The sequence below is a fragment of the Kribbella sp. NPDC004138 genome, from assembly GCF_053603655.1.
In genome coordinates this window covers 1-20,601 of record NZ_JBSGFZ010000028.1, presented here as the reverse complement: position 1 = coordinate 20,601, position 20,601 = coordinate 1, and the positions used below count along the sequence as shown (strand labels likewise).

Below are 20,601 nucleotides of genomic sequence, written 5' to 3'. Positions count from 1 at the left end.
CCGTGACCGACGTCCGCTGTGCGTCAGCTACAAGGGTTGTGGTCTGCGGAGACCCGCAGCGGTGACCGGGGACCTGAAATAGCAGGGCTCTGGCTACCGGTTCAGGTCTCGAGTTGCCGCACAAGAGCCGAAGCTGTCTCGCGTTCCCGTCGCTTGTCTCCTCATCAACCCGTCGGGGTCGGGCGGCGCATCACGGTGGGTGTGGCGGGGGATGGGGTTTCGTAGGGTGGTGGGTATGCGACTCAATTACGTGGAGACCGGTTCGGCCGATGCGCCCGTCGTACTGCTCGGGTCGTCGCTCGGGGCGAGCCAGGCGATGTGGGCACCGCAGGTCGACGTACTGGCGCAGCGGTTCCGGGTGATCGCGTTCGACCATCGCGGTCACGGCGGCTCCGACGTACCGGAGGGGCCGTACACGATCGACGACTTGGGCGGCGATGTCGTCGAGCTGCTGGACACGCTCGAGGTCCAGCAGGCGTCGTACGTCGGGATCTCGCTCGGCGGCGCGGTGGGCCTATGGCTCGCGCAGAACGCCCCGGAGCGGTTCCATCGCTTCGCGCTGCTCTGCCCACCGTCCAACCTGGCCGAGAACCCGCAGCCGTGGACCGACAGGGCCGCGCAAGTACGCGCCGAGGGCACCCAAGCCATCGTCGACGCGACTCTCGGCCGGTGGTTCCTCCCGGAGTTCACCGACACCGACCCGATCCGCCAGATGCTCCTGGCCTGCCCCGCTGAGGGGTACGCCGCCTGCTGCGAGGCGCTGAGCACCCTCAACCTCATCCCCGGCCTGGGCACCATCACCGCCCCCGTCCTCCTGATCACCACCGACTCCGACACCTCCGTCCCGCCGGAAACCGTCGTCCCGCTGGCCGGCCAGATCCCCGGCGCCCACCTCGAAGTCATCGAGAACGCCGCCCACCTGGTCACCTACTCCCACCCCGACGTCATCAACCCCCTCCTGCTCGCCCACCTCGGCTGAGCACTGTCCGAGGCGGCCGCTACGCTCCGACGCACATCGGCGAGGGAGGCCAAGGGTGGGGCGTTGGGCGACGTACCTGATCGGACGTGAGCGGGAGGATCCACCGGCGGCGTACGCGCGACACAGCAAGACCGTGCCGGGCTGGGTCTGGTGGGAACTGCCGCTCGCGCAGGGCGCTGCGTGGGATCCCGGCCCGGGACACACCGTCGTGGCGCACATCTTCGACAGCGATGTCGCCGACATCCGCGGCCTGACCGCCGGAAAGGTCAGTTGGCGATGGGTGTACGGCGAGGCCACCCTTGCTGCGTTCGAGGAGCGGCCGGTCGACCATCTCGAACTCGAGGAAAGCCTGCCGGATCGGGCCGAGGAAGCCTCGCGCGCGATCGCGGAATGGGCGGCCGGCGCCCGGCTCACGACGGACCGCGAGGTGTTGACCGACATCCTGCAACGCGGACACACCTTCGCCGAAGAGGGCGTCGGCGAACTGCTGGAGAGCCTGGGCATCGTGTCCGGCGACAGCCCGGTCGAATACCAAGATCTGGATCCGGTGGTCGATGCGTACGGCAGGCCCTTCGACGAGGCCGGGCCCGCCGAAGCGGAACCGCCCCGACCGGCCGGGGAGACCATGGCGGGAGTTCTGGCTGCCGCCATCGACCACACTTCGCCCGGTTGGCGGGGGTTGGTGGCCAGGAACTTCCTGCACAGCTTCGGCGAACCGCCGTCGATCGTCACGCTGAACGGCTCCGCCTACATCGCGTTCGATCCACCGATCTCGGTGGGTGGTGTTGCCGGCGACTCCGACCGTGAGTGGGCTTCGGGGCTGTACGGAGTAAGCGGTGGCTGGCAGGAGGTACCGCCCGAGCACGCCGGCAGCATGCTTGCGGCAGCGGCCTGGGCGCTTGCGCATGTGGGGACACAAGGTCGACCGGCCGACGAGGATCGACTACTGCTGAACGTCGAAGTCCCGCTGGACTATCCCGACGGAGTCGAGGCCCCCGGGCGGTATCCGGACACCAGCAAGAACGAGTGGTGGCGGCACTCGATCGCGGATCCGGTACACGTCGGCATCGAGCTCGCGATGGGTGAACGGCTGCTGGACCGCGCCGATACCGTCGCCGACTGGCTCGACTACGGTCGCACGTTGCTGTACACGACGTTGGCCGAGAAATTCGAGCAGGCCGGAGGGACCGTCCACCGCGGCGACGGCGAGGTCCCGGGGTTCGGTTTGACGCTGGGCGTGAGCTACAGATCGGTTCGCGGCCGCTACGGCAGCGCAGGCGGTGACGACCCCTCGTGGCATCGCGTGGTGAAGCGGCTTCGAGCCGGGGAGCTGACCTCGGTCTCGCTGGGAGCGGCAGTTGCGGACGGCTACGGAAGTGTGCGGGATGTCCAGCCGTGGGGCGACCTGTCGATCGGGGCGCAGTTCGCCGCGGATGAACGCCTGTACAGCCTGCCCGCCCATCTGACCGTGAAGATCTCCGACCCGATGCGCGGACTGGTCCGCGGACCCTTCGTCGACGATCTGGTCGGTCGAGCGGTGGCCTCATTGCCGGTCGCCGGAGGTTGGGTCGACGCAGCCCGGATCTTGTACCTGGGCGACGGTTCGTCGCGCTACGAGTCGTTCGCCGGTGTGCCGGTCGGCGAGCAGCGGGATCCACGGAGCAGTGTTCGTGGGCCTGCGTGGCGGGTGTTACTGGGGCCCGGGCACCTGGAGTTGCTCGGAGGCCGGGCCGCTCTGGAAGCGTCGGGGATCTTCACCGATTTTCGTCAGATCGGCTCGCTGTTACAGGTTCAGTGCGGTGCGCAACCGGTGGACTGCACGTGGGAGCGCCGTGCGGCGATGGTCGACGTACTGGCGCCGGTGTTGCCCCCGTGGCCGGAGCGATGATGGTCTGACGGCGGACCGCGGTTAGGCTGGTAGGCGCTCCGAATCGCTGACTGGAAGTTGTCTATGACTGTGGAATCCCTGTTCCCGCGCCTGGAGGCGTTGCTGCCGAGTGTGCAGAAGCCGATCCAGTACGTCGGTGGTGAGCTGAACTCGGTCAGCAAGGAGTGGGACGCGGTCAGTGTCCGGTGGGCGCTGATGTACCCGGACGCCTACGAGGTCGCGCTGCCGAACCAGGGCGTGCAGATCCTGTACGAGGTGCTGAACGAGCGGGACCACATCCTGGCCGAGCGGACGTACTCCGTCTGGCCGGACATGGAGAAGGTGATGCGGGACAACGCGATCCCGCAGTTCACGCTGGACAGCCACCGGCCGGTGCGGGCGTTCGACGTGTTCGGGCTGTCGTTCTCGACCGAGCTCGGCTACACGAACATGCTGACCGCGCTCGACCTGGCCGGCATCCCGCTGCACGCCGCCGACCGGACCGACGAGGACCCGATCGTGCTGGCCGGCGGGCACGCCGCGTTCAACCCGGAGCCGATCGCGGACTTCCTCGACGCCGCGGTGCTCGGTGACGGCGAGGAGATCGTGCTCGCGATCTCCGAGGTGATCCGGGAGTGGAAGGACGAGGGCCGCCCGGGCGGTCGCGACGAGGTCCTGCTCCGGCTGGCGAAATCCGGCGGTGTGTACATCCCGAAGTTCTTCAGCGTCGACTACCTCGCCGACGGCCGGATCCAGCGCGTCACGCCGAATCGCGCCGGCGTACCGTTCCGGACCGCGAAGCACACGGTCATGGACCTGGACGCGTGGCCGTACCCGAAGAAGCCGCTGGTCCCGCTCGCCGAGACCGTCCACGAGCGGTACTCGGTGGAGATCTTCCGCGGCTGCACCCGCGGCTGCCGGTTCTGCCAGGCGGGCATGATCACCCGGCCGGTGCGTGAGCGGAGCATCACCACGATCGGCGACATGGTCGAGAACGGGCTGAAGCAGTCCGGGTTCGAGGAAGTCGGCCTGCTCAGCCTGTCGAGCGCCGACCACAGCGAGATCGCCGACGTCGCGAAGGGCCTCGGCGACCGGTACGAGGGCAGCAACGTCTCGCTGTCGTTGCCGTCGACAAGGGTCGACGCGTTCAACATCACGCTGGCCAACGAGTTCTCCCGCAACGGCCGGCGCAGCGGCCTGACGTTCGCGCCCGAGGGCGGGTCGGACCGGATGCGCAAGGTGATCAACAAGATGGTCACCGAGGAGGACCTGATCCGCACCGTCGCGGCGGCGTACAGCCACGGCTGGCGGCAGGTGAAGCTGTACTTCATGTGCGGGCTGCCGACCGAGACCGACGAGGACGTGCTGGCGATCGCCGACCTGGCGAAGAAGGTGATCGCGACCGGGCGGGAGGCCTCCGGCCGGCGCGACATCCGCTGCACGGTGTCGATCGGCGGGTTCGTGCCGAAGCCGCACACGCCGTTCCAGTGGGCGGCGCAGCTCGGCCCCGAGGAGACTGACGCGCGGCTGGCGAAGCTCGGCGCCGCGATCCGCTCGGAGAAGCAGTACGCGAAGGCGATCGGTTTCCGGTACCACGACGGCAAGCCCGGCATCATCGAGGGCCTGCTGTCGCGCGGTGACCGCCGCGTCGGCCGCGTGATCGAGGCGGTCTGGCGCGACGGCGGCCGGTTCGACGGCTGGAGCGAGCACTTCTCGTACGACCGCTGGGTCGAGTGCACCGAGAAGGCCCTCGCCGGCGAGCCGGTCGACCTCGCCTGGTACACGACGCGCGAGCGTGAGTACGCCGAAGTGCTGCCCTGGGACCACCTGGACTCCGGGCTGGACCGCGACTGGCTCTGGGAGGACTGGCAGGACTCGCTGGAGGAGGACGGCGCGATCGAGGTCGAGGACTGCCGCTGGACCCCGTGCTTCGATTGTGGAGTGTGTCCACAGATGGGCACGGAGATCCAGATCGGCCCGACCGGGAAGAAGCTCCTCCCACTTTCAGTCGTCTAGTTGCAGTAGTACGCCGGGGTCGGCGTCGTCTCGGTCTGGTCCTGCCAGTGCGCGACGCCGACGTAGTACCCGCAGCCGGTGCCTTCGTCGAACCAGGCGCCGCCGCCGGAGTAGGCGTACGTCTCCGCGACGGTGGTGAACGGGCCGGACGCGCTCGAGCCCTTCTGCAGCTCGACCCGGACCTCGGTCACGCTGTTCGAACACCCCTCGAGACCGACGGCGACGTACAGCATCAACGCCGAGTACCCGACCGACTTGGCTGTCACCAGATCGCACGCCTGCGTGCCCGAGGTCGAGGCCTGGGCCGGCGTCGCCACGGCAAGACCGGCGACGGCAGCAGCAGCGGCCGCGACCGCACCAACGAGTTTCCGCATCTGAGCACCCTTCAGTTGGAAACCTACAGAGTGTCAGCAGATTAGGTCACTCAGTTACAGCCGTCGAGCCCTTCGGCGTGGCGTGCAGCAGCAGTTCGGTGAGCAAAAGATCGTCAGCGCTGCCCAGAACGAGGTCGGCGGCCGCCACCGCGGCGGCCTGCACGTACGGATTGGGGACGGCGACCGCGTACATCCCGGCCGACTGCGCCGCCGCGACGCCGTGCGCCGTGTCCTCCACCGCGACCGCCCACGGTACGTCGAGCCGCCGCAGGGCCAGCTCGTAGATCGCCGGGTCGGGCTTGTGCGCGGCCACCTCGTCGCCGGTGACGATGTGGTCGAACAGGTCGACCGCGCCCACCCGCTCCAGGTGCGGCAGCACCCACGTACGCGGTGAGCTGCTGGCGATCGCGACCTGGAGGCCCAGTTCCCGCGCGGTCGCGATCCAGTCCCGGATCCCGGCCCGGAAGTCGAGCTCGGCGTGCAACCGGTTCCGGTGCGCGACGCGGCGGGCGTGGCTCGCCGTGCGGTCGAAGCCGGCGCCGACGGCCGCGGCGAGGACGGCGTACCGCTCCTCGGTGATGTCGCCGCCGTGGCCGGGCCAGAAGCCGGTCAGGTCGAGCTCCAGGCCGTGGTGGGCCCACTCGGCCTGCCAGCTCTCGACCATCGTCGTCTCGGTGTCCATCAGCAGGCCGTCGAAGTCGAAGACGATCGCCGGTACGTCGACCGGCACCAGCCGGGTCGCCAGCCGATGGATCTGGGCCGCGCTCAGCCCCAGCCAGGACAGGTACGCGCGCGCGCCGCCGAGCTCGTCGAGATGCTCGAGCGATCCGATGATCGTCTCCGGGCGGGTCCGCGAGAATTCGGGCCCGTCCTGCGTGCCGAGGTGGACCTCGCTGATCGCGTAGTCGGCGGCGATCTCGGCGCGCGGCACGCCGGCCAGCTCGAGCAGCACCGCGACGGTCAGACCGGTCCGGTCCTTGCCCGCCTTGCAGTGCACCACGACCGGCCGGTCCGCGGGCGCGTCCGCGATCGCGGCGAAGATCCGGCCGACGTGGGCGGCGTTCCGCGTCAGGCTGTTGCGGTAGACGTCGAGCAGCCGCGGCTCCGCCTCCGGATCCCGCAGCCGCTCGGCGTCCGGGTCGATCCAGGGGATCCGCCGGTACGCCGGTGTGCCGTCGAGCGGATGTGGTTGCTTCAGCTCCCAGTCGGACCGCAGATCGAGGACGAGTCCCGCGTCGAGAGCGACGAGGTCGTCGTGCACGGTGCCGAGCGCATCGGTCCGCACCAGCGCCCGCGAGCGCGTCGGTACGCCGTACCGGGTCGGAAGTCCGCCGACGTCACGCGCATTCGGGCTCCACATGCGTGTCAGCTTAGGACAACGCCTCCCAAGGACTCGAAGTCGTGCCAGCTTCCGTCGAACGCCTTGTGGGTCAACGCGGAATCCGTGCCGACCGCGAAGACGTCGAGCCGGCCGGGACCCCAGGCGACCACCGAACCCGCCGGTTGCGGACGCCGGCGAGCGGCCGCGGGCTCCAGCCAGCCGGCCAGCGCGGCGATGTTCATCCGCAGGATCTCGGCGGCGAACGCCCAGTCGACGAAGGCGAGCGTGTCGTTCGCGGAGTGGATGTGGCCGTTCGCGCTGTCGCCGCCCTCGATCGTCAGCACGGCGGGTATCCCCGCGGTGATGAACGGGACGTGGTCGCTCGCGAACGGGTTCAGCGAGGTCTCGACGTGCAGGCCGGTGTACGTCGCGGCGGCGGTCGCCAGCGCGCCGATCTGTGCGGACGACACCGCCGCGCCCTCGAGCAGGACGGTCGGTGTCGCGGTGTTCCGGGTGCCGATCATGTCCATGTTCAGGACCGCGCGGACCCGGGTCCGCTCGGCCGGCGGCAGCGCCGCGACGTACTGCTTGCTGCCGAACAGGCCCTCCTCCTCGCCGCCGAACAGGATCAGCCGGAGGTCGTGCTGCCAGGGGCTGCCCGCCAGCAGCCGGCCGAGTTCGAGCACACCGGCCGAACCGCTCCCGTTGTCGTCGGCTCCCGGCGCCGCCGCGGCCGAGCCGCCGGCGAGGTTGATCGAGTCCAGGTGCGCGGTGACGATCACGAGTCCGCGGTTGGCGCCGACGCCCGCCCGGTCGCCGACCAGGTTCGCCGACTGCCCGGCGCCGACCGTGATCGGCGTCCGGCCCGTCTGGTAGCCGAGGGCAACCATCCGGTCGGCGGCGAAGTCCATCGCCTGCGCGAATCCGGCGCTCAGCGAGTGCCTGGTCGGCAGGTTCGCGAGCCAGGTCAGGTCGTTCTGGTACGACGCTGTGGACACGTCGGCGACCAGGTCCGCGACGAACGGATCCGCGCGCGCGGCGACGACCGGAGGGACATCGACGACCGTGGTGCCGGCGCGGAGGGGCTCGATCCGCCAGCAGTTGTTGGACCGTCGGCGCGGCTTGTCGGCGGCCGAGATCACCAGATGCCGGCCGTGATCGAGCACGGGGGCGACGTCCGGGTAGTCGTTCTGGAAGCTCCGGCCCATCTGCGTGACGAGCAGCAGGCCGGGCGCGGTGCGGGAGGCGCGCCCGAGGCGCTGGTCCGCGGGCACCCAGAGCAGGGTCTTGTCCCCGAACCGCGCCGCCCGCGCCCCTCCGGCGGCATCCGCGGTCGGTACAACGAGATAACGCACAGGTGCAGCGGTCATGTCACTCCTCCCCGCCCCGGGACTTCAGTGCTGCCAGGTGATGTCGAGGCGGTCGGCTGTGGTGGTGAAGTGGGCGGGGGTGCCGGAGCCGGCGGTCAGGCGGCCGTCGGCCGCCCAGCGTCCTGTCGGCCCGGGTTCGGGGGCGTCTCCGCGACCGATCAGGTACTCCACGAAGCTGCCGTCGGCGCGGAACTCCACCCCCCGCCGGCCGCGGGCCGGCGGGAAGGCGAAGTCGTCGCGGCGGTAGACGCTGATCCCGTCGTGGTCCTCCTCGGCGGAATGCGTCCAGTGCCCGATCGGCGAGGCGGTCAGATCTTCACTTCCTGTCCGATCGCGGCGGGTGTCTCGGGGATCGTGACCTTGAAGTCGCTGATCACGCCGCCGAGCGCCTCGTACCCGGTGACCGACGGTCCCCAGGCCGAGCCGTCCCACCACTTGTGGTAAAGCTGCTTGTCGGTGCCGGTGACGAACACGTCCAGCCGGTTCGCGTCCCACGAGACCACGCGCGGCTCGTCGGTGCAGATCCCGCCCATGTACTCGTACCCGGTGACGGACGGTCCCCACGCGGAGCCGTCCCACCACTTGTGGTACAGCGCGGAGTCGGTGCCGAGGACGAACACGTCCAGCCGGTCGGAGCCCCACGAGACGACGGTCGGCGCCGACGTACACACACCGCCCATGTACTCGTAGCCCGACCAGGACGAGCCGTCCCACCACTTGTGGTACAGCGCCGAGTCGGTGCCGATCACGAACAGGTCGAGCCGGTTCTCGCCCCAGGCCACCACCCGCGGCGGCGAGGCGCAGACCCCGCCGAGGTACTCGTACCCGTTCCAGGACGAGCCGTCCCACCACTTGTGGTAGACCGCGTTGTCGGTGCCGAGCACGAACGCGTCCAGCCGGTTCTCGCCCCAGGCAACGACTTCGGGCGGGCTCATGCAGATCCCGCCGAGGTACTCGTAGCCGTTCCAGGACGAGCCGTCCCACCACTTGTGGTACAGCGCCCGGTCGGTGCCGAGGACGAACGCGTCGAGCCGGTTCGGGCCCCAGGTCGCCAGCCGCGGCGGGCTCGTACAGACGCCGCCGAGGTACTCGTAGCCGTTCCAGGACGAGCCGTCCCACCACTTGTGGTACAGCGCGTGATCGGTGCCGAGGACGAACGCGTCCAGCCGGTTCGGCCCCCAGGACGCGACTTCAGGAGCGCTCATGCAGATCCCACCCTGGTACTCGTAACCCGCGACGGACGGTCCCCAGGCCGATCCGTCCCACCACTTGTGATACATCGCCAGGTCGGTGCCGAGCACGAACGCGTCCAGCCGGTTCGCGCCCCAGGCCACCACCGATCCGGCCGGTTCCGGCGTCCCGGCGGCGCCGCCGCCGAAGTCCGGCAGGTCCTTGCGGACGGTGTCCAGGCAGGCCTGCATTCGGGTCACCTGGTCGGCCGTGAACATGACCATGCCGCGGTCGTCGGTGTAGTCCATGTAGTCGTAGAACAGGTCGCCGTTCGGCCCGTTGCTGCACGTCACGTGCGGGAACGTCGGTACGCCGAAGTTCGGGCCGGCCGCGTTCGGGGTGTCGGCGCACTCGTCGCTGCCGCTGCAGCCGCTGCCGTCGTCACCCCAGATGTGGAACAGGTTCAGGTAGTGCCCGACCTCGTGGGTGGCAGTGCGCCCGAGGTCGAACGGCGCCGCCGCCGTACCGTTCGTGCCGAACCCGCTGTGCAGGATCACGACGCCGTCGGTGTTCGCCGGTCCGCCCGGGAACTGCGCGTACCCGAGCAGGCCGCCGCCGAGCTGGCACACCCAGATGTTCAGGTAGTGCGCCGTGTCCCAGGGGTCGATGCCGCCGGTCGCCGACGACTTCACCTTGTCGTCGGTGCCGAAGCTCGTGCTGGTGGTCTGGGTCCGGGTGATGCCGGTCGTCGGGTTCCCGTTCGGGTCCTCGGTGGCCAGGTAGAACTCGATCCTCGAGTCCGTGATCAGACCGCTGAAGACACCCGGCACGATGCTGATGTCCGGGTTGGTGGCGCGGTAGTCGCGGTTCAGCACGTCGATCTGGCTGTCGATCTGGGCCTGCGAGATGTTCTGCGCGTTGGTGTTCCAGACGACGTGCACGACGACCGGGATGCGCGCGATCCCACTGAAGCGCTCCTCGCCGGCGACGTACGCCATCGTCGCGGTCTCGAGCGCCGACCGCGCCGCGGCGTACCCGGGCGAGGTCGACAGCAGCCGCCGGTGCACGTCCATCACACCGCACTCGCGACGGGTCGGGTACTCGGTCCGCCCGCCGTCGGTCGCGCCGCTCATACCGGCACCACCGGCCTGGCCGCCGCTCATGTTCGCGGCCGGCGACCCGCCACCGCCCATGCCGGCCGCGGGCGATCCGCTGCTGGTCATGTTCGCCGTACCGCTCGATGCGGCCGGGCTGTTCATCCCGGCCGTCGGCATGCCGTCCGCCGCGGGCTGTCCGTTCGCGGTCTGCACGTCCGGCTCGGTCGCCGGTGACTCGCCCGGCATCCGGTGCTCGTCGCGGTGCTTGTCCGCTCGCCCGTTGGCCTTCCTCGGCATCTTTCCCCCTTCCGCGGGGGCACCCGAGCAGGCCGGCGTACGCCGAACCGAAGCGATCACCCCCAGCGCGCCCTCGATCGAAGACGGTCCTGCCGTCTTCCCCCACCGAACAGTCGGCCCCCAAACGCCCTGCTCTGCGATTTACGATCCGCCGATCACCGACCGCGCACAAGGCTTCGTACACCCGGCAGTCAACTTCGCCGGAACCCCTTGTGGCGGTTGGAGAATTTCAGCAGCGGCCTGGTGGGAGGTGGGACCCTGGCAGGGTGAAGAGTTTGACCGACTGGTTGCTGGGTCTGCACGGCATCGCCGTGTACGGGATGGTCGGCTTGCTGGTCTTCGCCGAGGACGCGTTGTTCGTCGGGTTCGTGCTGCCGGGGGAGACCGCGGCGGTGCTCGGCGGGGTGACGGCCGCGCTCGGGCACACCTCACTGCCGGTGATCCTGGTGGTCGTCGTCGGTGCGGCGATCCTCGGCGACACCGTCGGCTACGAGGTCGGGCGGTACTTCGGGCCGCGCCTGCTCACGCACCGCGTGCTGCAGCGACGGGCGGGACGACTCGAGGCAGCGCGGAAGCAGCTCGCGGAGCGGGGCGGTGCGGCGGTGTTCCTCGGGCGGTTCGTGGCGTTCCTGCGCGCGACGATGCCCGCCTTGGCCGGGATGTCCGGGATGCGGTACCTGAAGTTCCTCGCGTTCAACGCGGCCGGCGGGATCGTGTGGGGCACGGCTGTGGTGCTGCTCGGGTATCTTGCCGGCAACTCGTACACCCGCGTGGAGAAGACGTTCGGCCGCGTCGCGGCCCTGGTCGTGGCCGGCGTCGTCCTGGCCGCGATCGTTGCCTGGCGGGTCCGCCGGCACCGGGCCGAACGGGTGCGGTAGGTCAGATCGCGCGTTCCCACATCGTGCGCTGGGCCACCGGACGGAAGCCGAGCTTGGTGTTGACGGCGATCATCGGCGCGTTCTCCGGGGCATTCCAGGTGTGGAGTACGGCGGGGAGCGGGACGCCGGCTTGCAGGGCGCGGAGGTTCGGGGCCTTCACCGCGATGCCGAGGCCCTTGCCGCGGTGGCTACGGCGTACGTAGGTGTCGTACTGGTTGAGGCGCTCGGGCGTTTCCGGCGTACCGCCCATCTGGGTGTACGCCGCGAGCTCGCCCGAGGCGGTGTGGACGACGGCCGTGGTGTAGGTGAACCGGCCCTGGGCGAGCCGCCGCTCTTCGGTGTCGCGGACCAGCTCGGGCGTCCACCGCACCGCCGCGGTCGTGCGGTCGCCGGTCGGTACGTCCTCGCTCATCCCGCTGAGCAGCTCGACGAACTGCGGCATCCAGTCGTCCGGCGCGTGCTCCCGCCACTGGACGATCTCGTACCCGTCGACCGGATGCTCCGGGAGACCGGCCAGCGGCAGCTCGGCCACCTGATGCAGCTCGGCATGCTTCTTCACGAACCCGCGCGCCGCGGCGAACGCCGTACCCGGGCTCTCACCGGTCACCGGATCGCCGGCCATGTTCGTCCCCGAGACGATGCTCCGGCCCTCGGCCTTCGCGCGGTCGATCGCGGCGTCGAGCAGTCTCGTCGCGACCCCGCGCCGCCGGTACTCCGGCGCGACGGCCAGTTCAACGTCGACGGTGTCCGTGTTCCCCACCAGCCACCAGTCGAGCCACGCGATCCCGAGCCACGCGTCCCCGTCCACCAGCCCCAGCCCGTCCGCCCGCACCTCGGCATGCTCCCGAGCCATCACCACCCGAGCCTCCTCCACCCCCATCCCGGCCGGAAACTCCAACTCCTCCCGCCGCACCCCGAACTTCACCGCATAAAACCGCCGGAACACGTCCGCATCCGATCCGTCAACCCTGATGATCTCCACCCGCCGACCTTATGCACCCACCCCACGCCCCGCTCCCCAATTACACCTGCGGCGTGCACGGCGGACAGGTAGTGCACCGCCGAGACACCGTACGCGCGCTCCAATTCACGCTCAGGTGCACTACCCGACGGACCGACACCTCCTGTCGAGCTGCACACCCGAACTAGCATCCCCGGATGCCGCAGCACCACTTCGGGGTGTACGCACGGATCCGCGACGCCGGCCGGCTCCTGTTGGTTCAGAAGATCCGCGGGCCGTACACCGGTCTCCTGGACCTCCCCGGCGGTCGCCCCGAACCCGGCGAAACCTGGCCACAAACCCTTGAACGCGAACTCCAGGAAGAACTCGGCCTGACCGTCAGCACCATCGGTGACTTCCGGCCCTTCGCGATTCACGTCCGGCAGTCGTCCACCGGCACGCCGATCGACTTCCACCACCACGGCGTGGTCATGGACCTCACCCTCCCCTCACCACCCGCAGCGGTCACCTCCCCGGACACCGCCGGCCACGAGTGGTTCGACCTCCACACCGACGACAGGACGCGCCTGAGCGCCGCCGTACGCGCAGTCGTCGGGAACATCTGCCGGGGTCTGTGAACAGGTAATAGCTTGTTCACAGCTCCCTGGAGCTGTCTTCACCGGAGGGACGACAGTTGGGTGGCAGCTCGAGCAAAACGTCCACCAACTGCTCGCCGGTCAGCGACTGGTAGTGCTCGACGACATGTGCCGGGACCTCTCGCCCGGGTTCGGTCCACTGCCGCCCGGGATGCCGGCCGAGCGGGTCGGTGGAGACCAGGACGACGGGCAAGGCTAGTGGTGGGGGCGGAGGGCTCGGTTGGCGGCGGGTTCGGCTATTTGGGCGCGGAACTCGTTGGCGGGGTAGACGCCGAGGATGCGGACCTCGACGGAGAAGAAGGCGAGTTCCTCGAGGGCGAGGGCGACGTTGGGGTCCTCGGGGTGGCCTTCGATGTCGGCGTAGAACTGGGTGGCGAAGAACATGCCGCCGAGCTGGTACGACTCCAGCTTGGTCATGTTGACGCCGTTGGTCGCGAATCCGCCGAGCGCCTTGTAGAGCGCCGCCGACACGTTCCGCACGCGGTACACGAACGACGTGATCACCGGGCCGGAGTCCACCGGCGGTACGTCGGGCTCGCGGGACAGGACCAGGAAGCGGGTCGTGTTGTGGTGCTCGTCCTCGACGTCCGAGGCCAGCGTCTCGAGCCCGTACAGCCCGGCCGCGGCCCGCGGTGACAGCGACGCGACGGTCGGGTCGCCGAGCTCGGACACCTCGCGCGCCGCGCCGGCCGTGTCGTCGGCGACGACCGTCGACCAGCCGTGCTCGCGGATGATCTTGCGGCACTGCCCGAGCGCGTGCACGTGGCTGCGCACGGTCCGGATCCGGTCGAGCGACGTGCCCGGGACGCCGAGCAGCTGGAAGTGGATCGGCAGGAAGTACTCGCCGACGATGTGCAGCCCGGACTCCGGCAGCAGGTGGTGGATGTCCGCGACCCGGCCCGCGATCGAGTTGTCCACCGGGATCATCGCCAGCCCGGCCCGGCCGCTGCTGACCGCCTCGAGCGCGTCCTCGAACGTCGTACAGGGCAGCTGCTCGCGGTCCGGGAACATGTCGGTGCACGCCATCGCCGAGTTGGCGCCTGGCTCACCCTGGTAAGCGATCGGTCCGTCCACGATCTCCCAGGGTAGACCCACCCGATCTCACCAACCGGATCAGGTGTCCGTCTTGCGGACCTTCTCCGGCGCCCCGGTGACCGCGCGGCCCTCGAGGGCCTTGGCCTTGGTGGCGTACATGTCGATGTACTCCTGGCCGGACAGCTCCATGATCTTGTACATGATCTCGTCGGTGACCGCGCGCAGGATCAGCCGGTCGCCCTCCATGCCCTCGTACCGCGAGAAGTCCAGCGGCTCGCCGAACTTCACCGTCGGCGAGGCGAACGACGCGACGACCTTCCCGGGCGGGGCGACCACGTCGGTGCCGATCACGCCGCACGGGATCACCGGCACCTTGGCCTCCAGCGCCAGCCGCGCAACCCCGGTCCGGCCCTTGTACAGCCGGCCGTCGTGCGAGCGCGTGCCCTCCGGGTAGATCCCGAACAGCTCGCCGCGCTCGAGCACCTTCATCCCGGCCCGCATCGCGCCCTCGGAGGCCGACCCGCCGGACCGGTCGATCGGCACCTGGCCGGTGCCCTTGAAGAACCCGCGCTGGAACCGGCCCTTGATCCCGGCGCCGGTGAAGTAGTCGGACTTCGCGACGAACGTGACGCGCCGGCGCAGTACCAGCGGCATGAAGATCCAGTCGGAGTACGAGAGGTGGTTGCTGGCGATGATCGCGGGCCCGGTCTCCGGGACGTTCTCGGCGCCGACCACGTTCGGCCGGAAGATCCGCTTCACCGGCGGTCCGACGATCACGTTCTTCAGCACCCAGTAGATGCCCTTGCCGTCGCCGTCACCGGCATCCACGACCGCAGGGTCCGGCTCCCGCCGCGGCGACTGTGCCGGTTCCGTCATCGAATTCCCTTCATCTGAGAGGACGCAGCCTCACGCTTCCCCGACCCTCATGATGCCGCACGATCGCCAGCTTGGCTCGTACCGTCGCAACGCGGGAACTCCTCACACGCCCGGCCGGAGCTTCGTAAGCTGCTGACGGCACCGTCGCCCAGGTGGGGGAGAGAACCATGCGCATCAAGCTCCTGACCGCGGTCCTCGCGCTGCTCGCCGGCGTCCTGGCGGCGCTGCCCGCGGGGGCGGCCGCGCCGGACGCGACCGTCGTGGCGATCCAGGTCACCGGCCCCGCCGCGTCACGGTTCAACCTGGTGGTGATGGGCGACGGCTACACCGCGGCCGAGCTGCCGAAGTTCCGGGAGCAGCTGGACAAGCACTTGAACATCCTCTGGAGCATCGAGCCGTTCAAGTCGTACCGCAACTACGTCAACGTGTACGCCGTCGAGATCGCCTCGCCCGAGTCCGGCGTCGACTGCGATCCGGGCCTGACCGACCCGAAGCGCGACACCCCGTTGCAGATGGGGTTCTGGGGCGGCTGCAACCCGGGCAGCGTGCAGCGGCTGCTGACGGTCAGCCAGGCGGCCGCGACCCAGTACGCCGACCTGGTCCCCGGCACCACCAGCGCCAACCGGCAGATTCTTGCTATCGGCAACAGCGACACGTACGGCGGTGCGGGCGGGACGTACGCCACCGCGTCCGGCGGCAACGCGCTCTCCGCCCTGATCACGCCGCATGAGCTCGGCCACTCGCTCGGCGGGCTGCAGGACGAGTACGACTACTACGCCCGCGGCGAGCGCGGAGCGCCGTACCAGGGTCCTGAGCCGTCCTCGATCCACCACACGTTGCTGACCGAGCAGCAGATGCTGGCGCAGCAGAAGAAGTGGTACCGCTGGCTGGGGGAGCCGTCCGAGTCCGGCGGGACGATCGGCCGGTACGAAGGCGGGATGTACGCCGGTTCGGGCGTCTGGCGGCCCAGCGCGCACTCGATGATGAAGGCCCTCGGGTACTACTTCGACCAGCCGTCGCGGGAGCGGATGACGCAGCGCCTCTCCGCGAAGGCGAATCTGTTCCAGGACAGCACCCCGACCGGCCGCGTCGCTCCTGACCAGACCGTCTGGCTGGAGACGCTGCATCCGGTCGACCACGAGCTCGACGTCACCTGGACGCTCGACGGGACGGCGCTGCCGACGGCGAACGCGCGGAGTGTGGACCTGTCGGCGCTCGACCTCGCGCCCAGCACGCACACGCTGTCGGCGACGATCGTCGACCCGACCGAGTTCATCCGCGATCCCGCCGTCCGCCCGACCGCAGTCCGATTGTGGACAATCGACCCGGCTGCCACCGCACCGCAGCCCACGACGCCGACGTTCACCACCTCGACCTCGACCGAGCACCCGGCGAGCGCCGACGAGGTCGTGTACGCCGAGACCGCGCAGTCTGCCGGTGCGATCACGTGGAAGGTCGACGGTCGGATTGTCGACAATCCGGGTAATGACCGCGACCTCGACCTGGCGCCGCTGGCGCTGACCGGCCGGCACACGCTGACCGCGACAGCCGGCACCGAGACACGCACCTGGGACGTCGACGGCATCCAACCGGTGGTCACACCAACGATGTCGAAACCCCTGCTCACAGTGCAGAAACCGAGCGGACCCGAGTACATCTACAACGACGCGTTCACGATGGGGCTGGCGGCGCGCGACGACAGCGCGGGGTACGTCGTCCCGGAGTTCCGCGTCGACGGCGACGGTTGGTACAACTACTACGGCTGGCCGACCGACGCGTCCGCGCCGTTCCGGTTCACCGCCGAGGGGACGACGATCGACCAGCTCGTGTACGGCAAGCTCGGCGTACCGCGGGTCGTGCCGTGGGACGACGTGCCGCCTGGATACGGGCGCCATCGGGTCGAGTACCGCGCCATCGATGCCACCGGCAACATCGGCGACCCGCGTTCGTTCGCCGTCACGCTGCTGCGCCCGGCACCGGCCTGCACGACGACCGTCACCGGGACGCACGACGGCGCGCTGTACGTGCACACAGGCGTCACCTGCTTGACCGGCGCGACCGTGAACGGCCCGATCCTCGTCGCCGCCGGCGCGTCTCTGGTGGCGACCGACTCGCGCCTCAACGGCCCGGTCCGGGCCGATCAGGCCGCCGATCTGCACCTGCTGCGCTCCATGATCACCGGGCCGGTCAGTGCGAACGGCGTCAGCCGCAGCCTGGTCGCGGTCGGCAGCACGGTCCAGGGGCCGCTCTCCGTCACGAACAGCCGCACGACCGACCCGGCCACGCTCGCCGGGAACACCGTCGACGGCCCGCTGATCTGCTCCGGAAACGCTCCCACACCGACCAACCTGGAGGCGCCGAACCAGGTGTCCGGGCCGCGCTCAGGGCAGTGCGCGAAGCTCTGAGCGAGCCGGACATGCACGTGAGCCTCGCCGACATGTTCGCGGCGAGGCAGCGCCTCTAACTTTTCTGGTGCGGGGAGTTCCCGCCGTACTGGAGGAGAGAGATGAACGGACTGCGGGTGGCCTCGTTGATGCTGGCGACGATGACGACGGGGCTGGTGGCCGGCGTGTACGCGATCTACGCGAACGCGTTCATGCCGGGCCTGGCGAAGACCGACGACAGGACCTTCGTCAGCGCGTTCCAGGCGGTCGACCGGGCGATCGTGAACCCGTTGTTCCTGGGCCTCGGCTTCGTCGGCGCCCTGCTCTTCACGCTGCTCGCGGGGCTGTTCAGCCTCAAGGAGAAGGCGCTGCCGTGGATCGCGGTCGCGTTCGTGCTGTACCTGGTCTCGGTGATCCTGACGATCGCGGTCAACGTCCCGCTGAACGACGCGCTCAAGGCGGCCGGGGACCCGGCGACGATCGACGTCGCCGCGGCCCGCGCGGCGTTCGACGAGGCGAAGTGGGTGACCTTCAACCTGGTCCGAACGCTGCTCGCGCTGGTCTCGTTCGGGATCCTCGGCTGGGCCCTCTATCTGACCGGCAAGTCCGCGGTCCAGCCCTGAGGTCGTCTGGCCGGTAGCGTTCGTCGCGAACCGGCGACTGGGGAGGCAGCGGTCACGAGCGCCTTGTGTGTCGCCGTCTGGGGCGCGGTGAGCCTGCTGGGTACGTCGTGGCTCTGCGGCGCGACGTCGGCGCCGAAAATACCTGTGCGGTCAGCCTGCCCGGCGATGTGTCGCTGGTGTGGCGCATCCTCGCCGTGATCGTCGCCGGCTACCTGCTCCTCCTCGTCACGCTCGACCTCGGCGAGCAGGCGCGGCAACGGCTCGGTCAGCGTCGGGTGGCGTCGCTCGTGTGGTCCGCCCCGCTGCTCGCCGGGCTTTGCGGTCGGCGCGGGCCGGTGCCGCGCTCGCGCCCGACCCCTCCGGAACGCTCCGCCGAACGCTCGACGGCCTCCTCGGCACCGAGGCGATCGCCGTCTCGGCCGTCGTCACGGTGCTGGCGGCCCCCTGGTGGATCACGGTGGTGACCCGGCTGCCGTCGGCGCTGCGCCACGCACGCCGGCGGCAGGAGACCATCGAGCGGCTCCGGCGCGACGGCCGCCGGTTCCCCGGAACCGTGACGCTCGGCGACGTCAGGGTCTGGCTCGGGCGCAATCCCGAGCTCGACGTCGTCATCGCGTATGAGTCGCCGGCCAGAACCCGCGTGCTGCCGGGGCGGATGCGGACCTCGCCCGACCGGGTGCCCGCCGACGGCAGCCAGGTGGTCGTTTTCGACGATCTCCGCGGGGTCGTGCACGTCGAGCTGGACCTGGACGCCGAGTTCGCCTTCGAGCCGGAGGAGCGGTACACCGCGTCCGAATGAGCGCGAGGCGGCCGGTCTTTGACACACTGTCGGCGTGCCACCAGTTCAAGCTCCGCCGTCGCAGCAGCTGCCCGCCGTCCAGAAACTGCGGGTGAGGTTCGCCAAGCGCGGGCGGTTGCGATTCACCTCACACCGCGACTTCCAGCGGGCGTTCGAGCGCGCCGTCCGGCGGGCCGAGCTGCCGGTGGCCTTCTCGCACGGCTTCAGCCCGCACCCGAAGATCTCGTACGCCGGCGCCGCGCCGACCGGGGCCGCCTCGGAAGCGGAATACCTGGAGATTTCGCTCACACAGGAGCGGGACGCCGAGCAGGTCCGGGCCGCGCTCGACGAGGCGCTGCCGCCCGGTCTGGACGTCGTCGAAGTGGTCGTCGCCGGGCCGGGTGCGCTGGCGGAGCGGCTGGAGGCCAGTGAGTGGCGGATCGCGTTGCCGGGGGCGGATCCGGAGGCGGCCGCGGCGGCGGTGCAGGCGTTCCTCGACCGGGAGGAAATTCCGGTCGAGCGCATGACCAAACGAGGGCTTCGCTCGTTCGACTGTCGGGCTGCCGTTCTCCGACTCACCGTCGCGAGTGAACCGGGGTCGGTTGCGGCGTGTGCGATACTGCAAGTGGTGTTACGGCACGGAACCCCGGCCGTGAGACCCGACGACGTTCTCGCCGGCGTGCTCGAGGTAGCGACGCTCCCGGTGACGGGCCCGGCTCTTTTGACCAGGCTCGCCCAGGGCCCGCTCACCACGGACACCGGCACGGTGGAAGACCCGCTCGCTCGTGACCGCGACGCCAACCAGGCGACCGCGACCGGCCAGGCAGGTCCCCACCAGACGCACACAGCGGAGGGCGACGCCGCCGCTCCCTCTGTGCCCTGAGCGCGGGCGGAGCGGATCCAGCAGGCTTCCGCCGTACCGCGGCCCGTGCAGTACCCGAGGGCCAGGTGGGGCGAACCGTGACCGCCTTGTGGCCGCGCCCGGACCCGTGACAGGGGTCGCAGGATGCGCCGGAGGGCTTGAGGAGACCCGCACTACATGCTCGACAACGAGCCGACCACCGAAGCAGCCGAAACCGCTGCCCCCGACCAGCCCGCCGCCTCTGCGCGCAGGACCGCCAAGAAGGCCGCGGCCGCGAAGAAGACCAGCACGCCGCGCAAGCGTGCGGCGAAGAAGACCGTCGCCGACGACGTGACGGCGGTCCCGACCCAGTCCGACGACCAGGCGGCCGACCCGGCCCCGGCGCCGGCGAAGAAGGCGGCCGCCAAGAAGGCCGCCGCGAAGAAGACCACGGCCACGAAGGCCGCCGCGAAGGCCCCGGCCAAGAAGACCGCCGCCAAGCGCCCCGCGAAGAAGGCGGCCGGCCAGGACGCGTTCCCGGAGTTCGCCGAGGAGACCGCGACGTCCACCGCGGACGCCGGCCCGGTCGTCGAGAACGCGCCGGTCGCGAAGAAGACCACCCGCAAGCGCACCGCCAAGAAGGCGGCCGCCACGCTTCCGGCCGAGGACTCCCCGGTCACGGACGGCCCCGTCGCCGACGCCACCGCCGACGTCACCGCCGGCGCGGTTGCGGCGCCCGCGGACGAGGCGCCGGCCCGCAAGCGCACCTCCCGCCGCCGTACGTCGAAGACCGCAGCCGTCGACCCCGCCGTCGACCCCGCCGTCGACTCCACTGCCGTCGAGGCGCCTCGCGAGACGGCCGCTGACGCGGACGGCGGTCGCAGCACCCGCCGGGGCCGCAACACCCGGGCCCGGGCCGCAGCCGAGGACGGCGCCGACGCGCCGACCGCTGCCCCGGCTGAGGCGGCCGCCGAGGCTCCGGCCGAGGAGACGAGCACCCGGCGGCCGAGATCATCTTCGGTTTCGTCTTTCTGGTCCTCTTGGCCATCGCCTTCGCCAAGGTCGTCGTACCGAAGTTCGAGAAGGCTTATGCCGATCG

17 protein-coding genes and 1 pseudogene are annotated in these 20,601 nt (G+C 70.2%); 10 read left to right on the top strand and 8 right to left on the bottom strand.

The window, feature by feature from the left end; genetic code table 11:
• Positions 1–235 precede the first annotated feature (235 nt).
• The 3 genes from pcaD (at position 236) to ACWEOO_RS33300 (ending at position 4,862) form a co-directional block, all read left to right on the top strand.
• Positions 236–979 (top strand): 3-oxoadipate enol-lactonase, encoded by a 744-nt coding sequence (gene pcaD, locus ACWEOO_RS33310; RefSeq protein WP_452146413.1) that lies wholly within the window; start codon positions 236–238, stop codon positions 977–979.
• 55 nt (positions 980–1,034) lie between these two features.
• Positions 1,035–2,867 carry a hypothetical protein gene (locus ACWEOO_RS33305; protein WP_452146412.1) on the top strand — a complete coding sequence of 611 codons (1,833 nt, stop codon included), beginning with the start codon at positions 1,035–1,037 and terminating at the stop codon, positions 2,865–2,867.
• A gap of 63 nt (positions 2,868–2,930) precedes the next feature.
• Positions 2,931–4,862 carry a TIGR03960 family B12-binding radical SAM protein gene (locus tag ACWEOO_RS33300; RefSeq protein ID WP_452146411.1) on the top strand — a complete coding sequence of 644 codons (1,932 nt, stop codon included), beginning with the start codon at positions 2,931–2,933 and terminating at the stop codon, positions 4,860–4,862.
• On the opposite strand, the gene ACWEOO_RS33295 is transcribed toward ACWEOO_RS33300, so the two are convergent.
• The 5 genes from ACWEOO_RS33295 to ACWEOO_RS33275 all read right to left on the bottom strand — a co-directional run bounded on the left by ACWEOO_RS33295 (position 4,859) and on the right by ACWEOO_RS33275 (position 10,491).
• Complete coding sequence (locus ACWEOO_RS33295) at positions 4,859–5,236, bottom strand: hypothetical protein (RefSeq protein ID WP_363712307.1); 378 nt, start codon at positions 5,234–5,236, stop codon at positions 4,859–4,861. The two genes, ACWEOO_RS33300 and ACWEOO_RS33295, sit on opposite strands and share 4 nt — an antisense overlap.
• Positions 5,237–5,282: 46 nt before the next feature.
• The gene (locus ACWEOO_RS33290; RefSeq protein ID WP_452146410.1) at positions 5,283–6,596 is read right to left on the bottom strand and encodes an HAD-IA family hydrolase; all 1,314 of its coding nucleotides are present in this window, start codon (positions 6,594–6,596) and stop codon (positions 5,283–5,285) included.
• Between the two features lie 5 nt (positions 6,597–6,601).
• Positions 6,602–7,927 (bottom strand): M20/M25/M40 family metallo-hydrolase, encoded by a 1,326-nt coding sequence (locus tag ACWEOO_RS33285; protein ID WP_452146409.1) that lies wholly within the window; start codon positions 7,925–7,927, stop codon positions 6,602–6,604.
• 24 nt (positions 7,928–7,951) lie between these two features.
• On the bottom strand, positions 7,952–8,125 hold the full coding sequence (locus ACWEOO_RS33280) for a hypothetical protein (protein ID WP_452146408.1): 174 nt from the start codon (positions 8,123–8,125) through the stop codon (positions 7,952–7,954).
• A gap of 110 nt (positions 8,126–8,235) precedes the next feature.
• Positions 8,236–10,491 (bottom strand): M43 family zinc metalloprotease, encoded by a 2,256-nt coding sequence (locus ACWEOO_RS33275; protein ID WP_452146407.1) that lies wholly within the window; start codon positions 10,489–10,491, stop codon positions 8,236–8,238.
• Between the two features lie 266 nt (positions 10,492–10,757).
• Here ACWEOO_RS33275 and ACWEOO_RS33270 point away from each other — a divergent pair, with 266 nt between their 5' ends.
• The gene (locus tag ACWEOO_RS33270; RefSeq protein WP_452146406.1) at positions 10,758–11,369 is read left to right on the top strand and encodes a DedA family protein; all 612 of its coding nucleotides are present in this window, start codon (positions 10,758–10,760) and stop codon (positions 11,367–11,369) included.
• A gap of 1 nt (position 11,370) precedes the next feature.
• Here ACWEOO_RS33270 and ACWEOO_RS33265 read toward each other — a convergent pair whose 3' ends face one another.
• Positions 11,371–12,351, bottom strand: a complete 981-nt coding sequence (locus tag ACWEOO_RS33265; protein ID WP_452146405.1) for a GNAT family N-acetyltransferase — start codon at positions 12,349–12,351, stop codon at positions 11,371–11,373.
• Between the two features lie 176 nt (positions 12,352–12,527).
• Between ACWEOO_RS33265 and ACWEOO_RS33260 the strand changes: the two genes are divergently transcribed.
• Positions 12,528–12,947, top strand: coding sequence for an NUDIX domain-containing protein (locus ACWEOO_RS33260; protein ID WP_452146404.1), 420 nt, complete (start codon positions 12,528–12,530; stop codon positions 12,945–12,947).
• A 213-nt stretch (positions 12,948–13,160) separates the two neighbouring features.
• Here ACWEOO_RS33260 and ACWEOO_RS33255 read toward each other — a convergent pair whose 3' ends face one another.
• A complete protein-coding gene (locus ACWEOO_RS33255) occupies positions 13,161–14,039 on the bottom strand; it encodes a prephenate dehydratase (protein ID WP_355689308.1) in 879 nt (292 codons plus the stop codon).
• A 39-nt stretch (positions 14,040–14,078) separates the two neighbouring features.
• Positions 14,079–14,876: a lysophospholipid acyltransferase family protein gene (locus tag ACWEOO_RS33250; RefSeq protein WP_359937830.1), complete on the bottom strand. Its 798-nt coding sequence runs from the start codon at positions 14,874–14,876 to the stop codon at positions 14,079–14,081.
• A gap of 167 nt (positions 14,877–15,043) precedes the next feature.
• Here ACWEOO_RS33250 and ACWEOO_RS33245 point away from each other — a divergent pair, with 167 nt between their 5' ends.
• The 5 genes and pseudogenes from ACWEOO_RS33245 to ACWEOO_RS33225 form a co-directional block, all read left to right on the top strand.
• Positions 15,044–17,281, top strand: coding sequence for a M64 family metallopeptidase (locus tag ACWEOO_RS33245; protein WP_452146403.1), 2,238 nt, complete (start codon positions 15,044–15,046; stop codon positions 17,279–17,281).
• A 101-nt stretch (positions 17,282–17,382) separates the two neighbouring features.
• Positions 17,383–17,883: an anthrone oxygenase family protein gene (locus tag ACWEOO_RS33240; protein WP_452146402.1), complete on the top strand. Its 501-nt coding sequence runs from the start codon at positions 17,383–17,385 to the stop codon at positions 17,881–17,883.
• A 289-nt stretch (positions 17,884–18,172) separates the two neighbouring features.
• Positions 18,173–18,682, top strand: a complete 510-nt coding sequence (locus tag ACWEOO_RS33235; protein ID WP_452146401.1) for a hypothetical protein — start codon at positions 18,173–18,175, stop codon at positions 18,680–18,682.
• A 34-nt stretch (positions 18,683–18,716) separates the two neighbouring features.
• Complete coding sequence (locus ACWEOO_RS33230) at positions 18,717–19,544, top strand: TIGR03936 family radical SAM-associated protein (protein ID WP_452146400.1); 828 nt, start codon at positions 18,717–18,719, stop codon at positions 19,542–19,544.
• Positions 19,545–19,700: 156 nt separating this feature from the next.
• Positions 19,701–20,601, top strand: a pseudogene (locus ACWEOO_RS33225) (ribonuclease E/G); the annotation flags it as partial.

Coding starts and splice junctions, on each gene's coding strand:
- pcaD (WP_452146413.1), top strand. CDS start 236: ATGCGACTCAATTACGTGGAGACCGGTTCGGCCGATGCGCCCGTCGTA.
- ACWEOO_RS33300 (WP_452146411.1), top strand. CDS start 2,931: ATGACTGTGGAATCCCTGTTCCCGCGCCTGGAGGCGTTGCTGCCGAGT.
- ACWEOO_RS33295 (WP_363712307.1), bottom strand. CDS start 5,236: ATGCGGAAACTCGTTGGTGCGGTCGCGGCCGCTGCTGCTGCCGTCGCC.
- ACWEOO_RS33290 (WP_452146410.1), bottom strand. CDS start 6,596: ATGTGGAGCCCGAATGCGCGTGACGTCGGCGGACTTCCGACCCGGTAC.
- ACWEOO_RS33285 (WP_452146409.1), bottom strand. CDS start 7,927: ATGACCGCTGCACCTGTGCGTTATCTCGTTGTACCGACCGCGGATGCC.
- ACWEOO_RS33275 (WP_452146407.1), bottom strand. CDS start 10,491: ATGCCGAGGAAGGCCAACGGGCGAGCGGACAAGCACCGCGACGAGCAC.
- ACWEOO_RS33260 (WP_452146404.1), top strand. CDS start 12,528: ATGCCGCAGCACCACTTCGGGGTGTACGCACGGATCCGCGACGCCGGC.
- ACWEOO_RS33250 (WP_359937830.1), bottom strand. CDS start 14,876: ATGACGGAACCGGCACAGTCGCCGCGGCGGGAGCCGGACCCTGCGGTC.
- ACWEOO_RS33245 (WP_452146403.1), top strand. CDS start 15,044: ATGCGCATCAAGCTCCTGACCGCGGTCCTCGCGCTGCTCGCCGGCGTC.
- ACWEOO_RS33240 (WP_452146402.1), top strand. CDS start 17,383: ATGAACGGACTGCGGGTGGCCTCGTTGATGCTGGCGACGATGACGACG.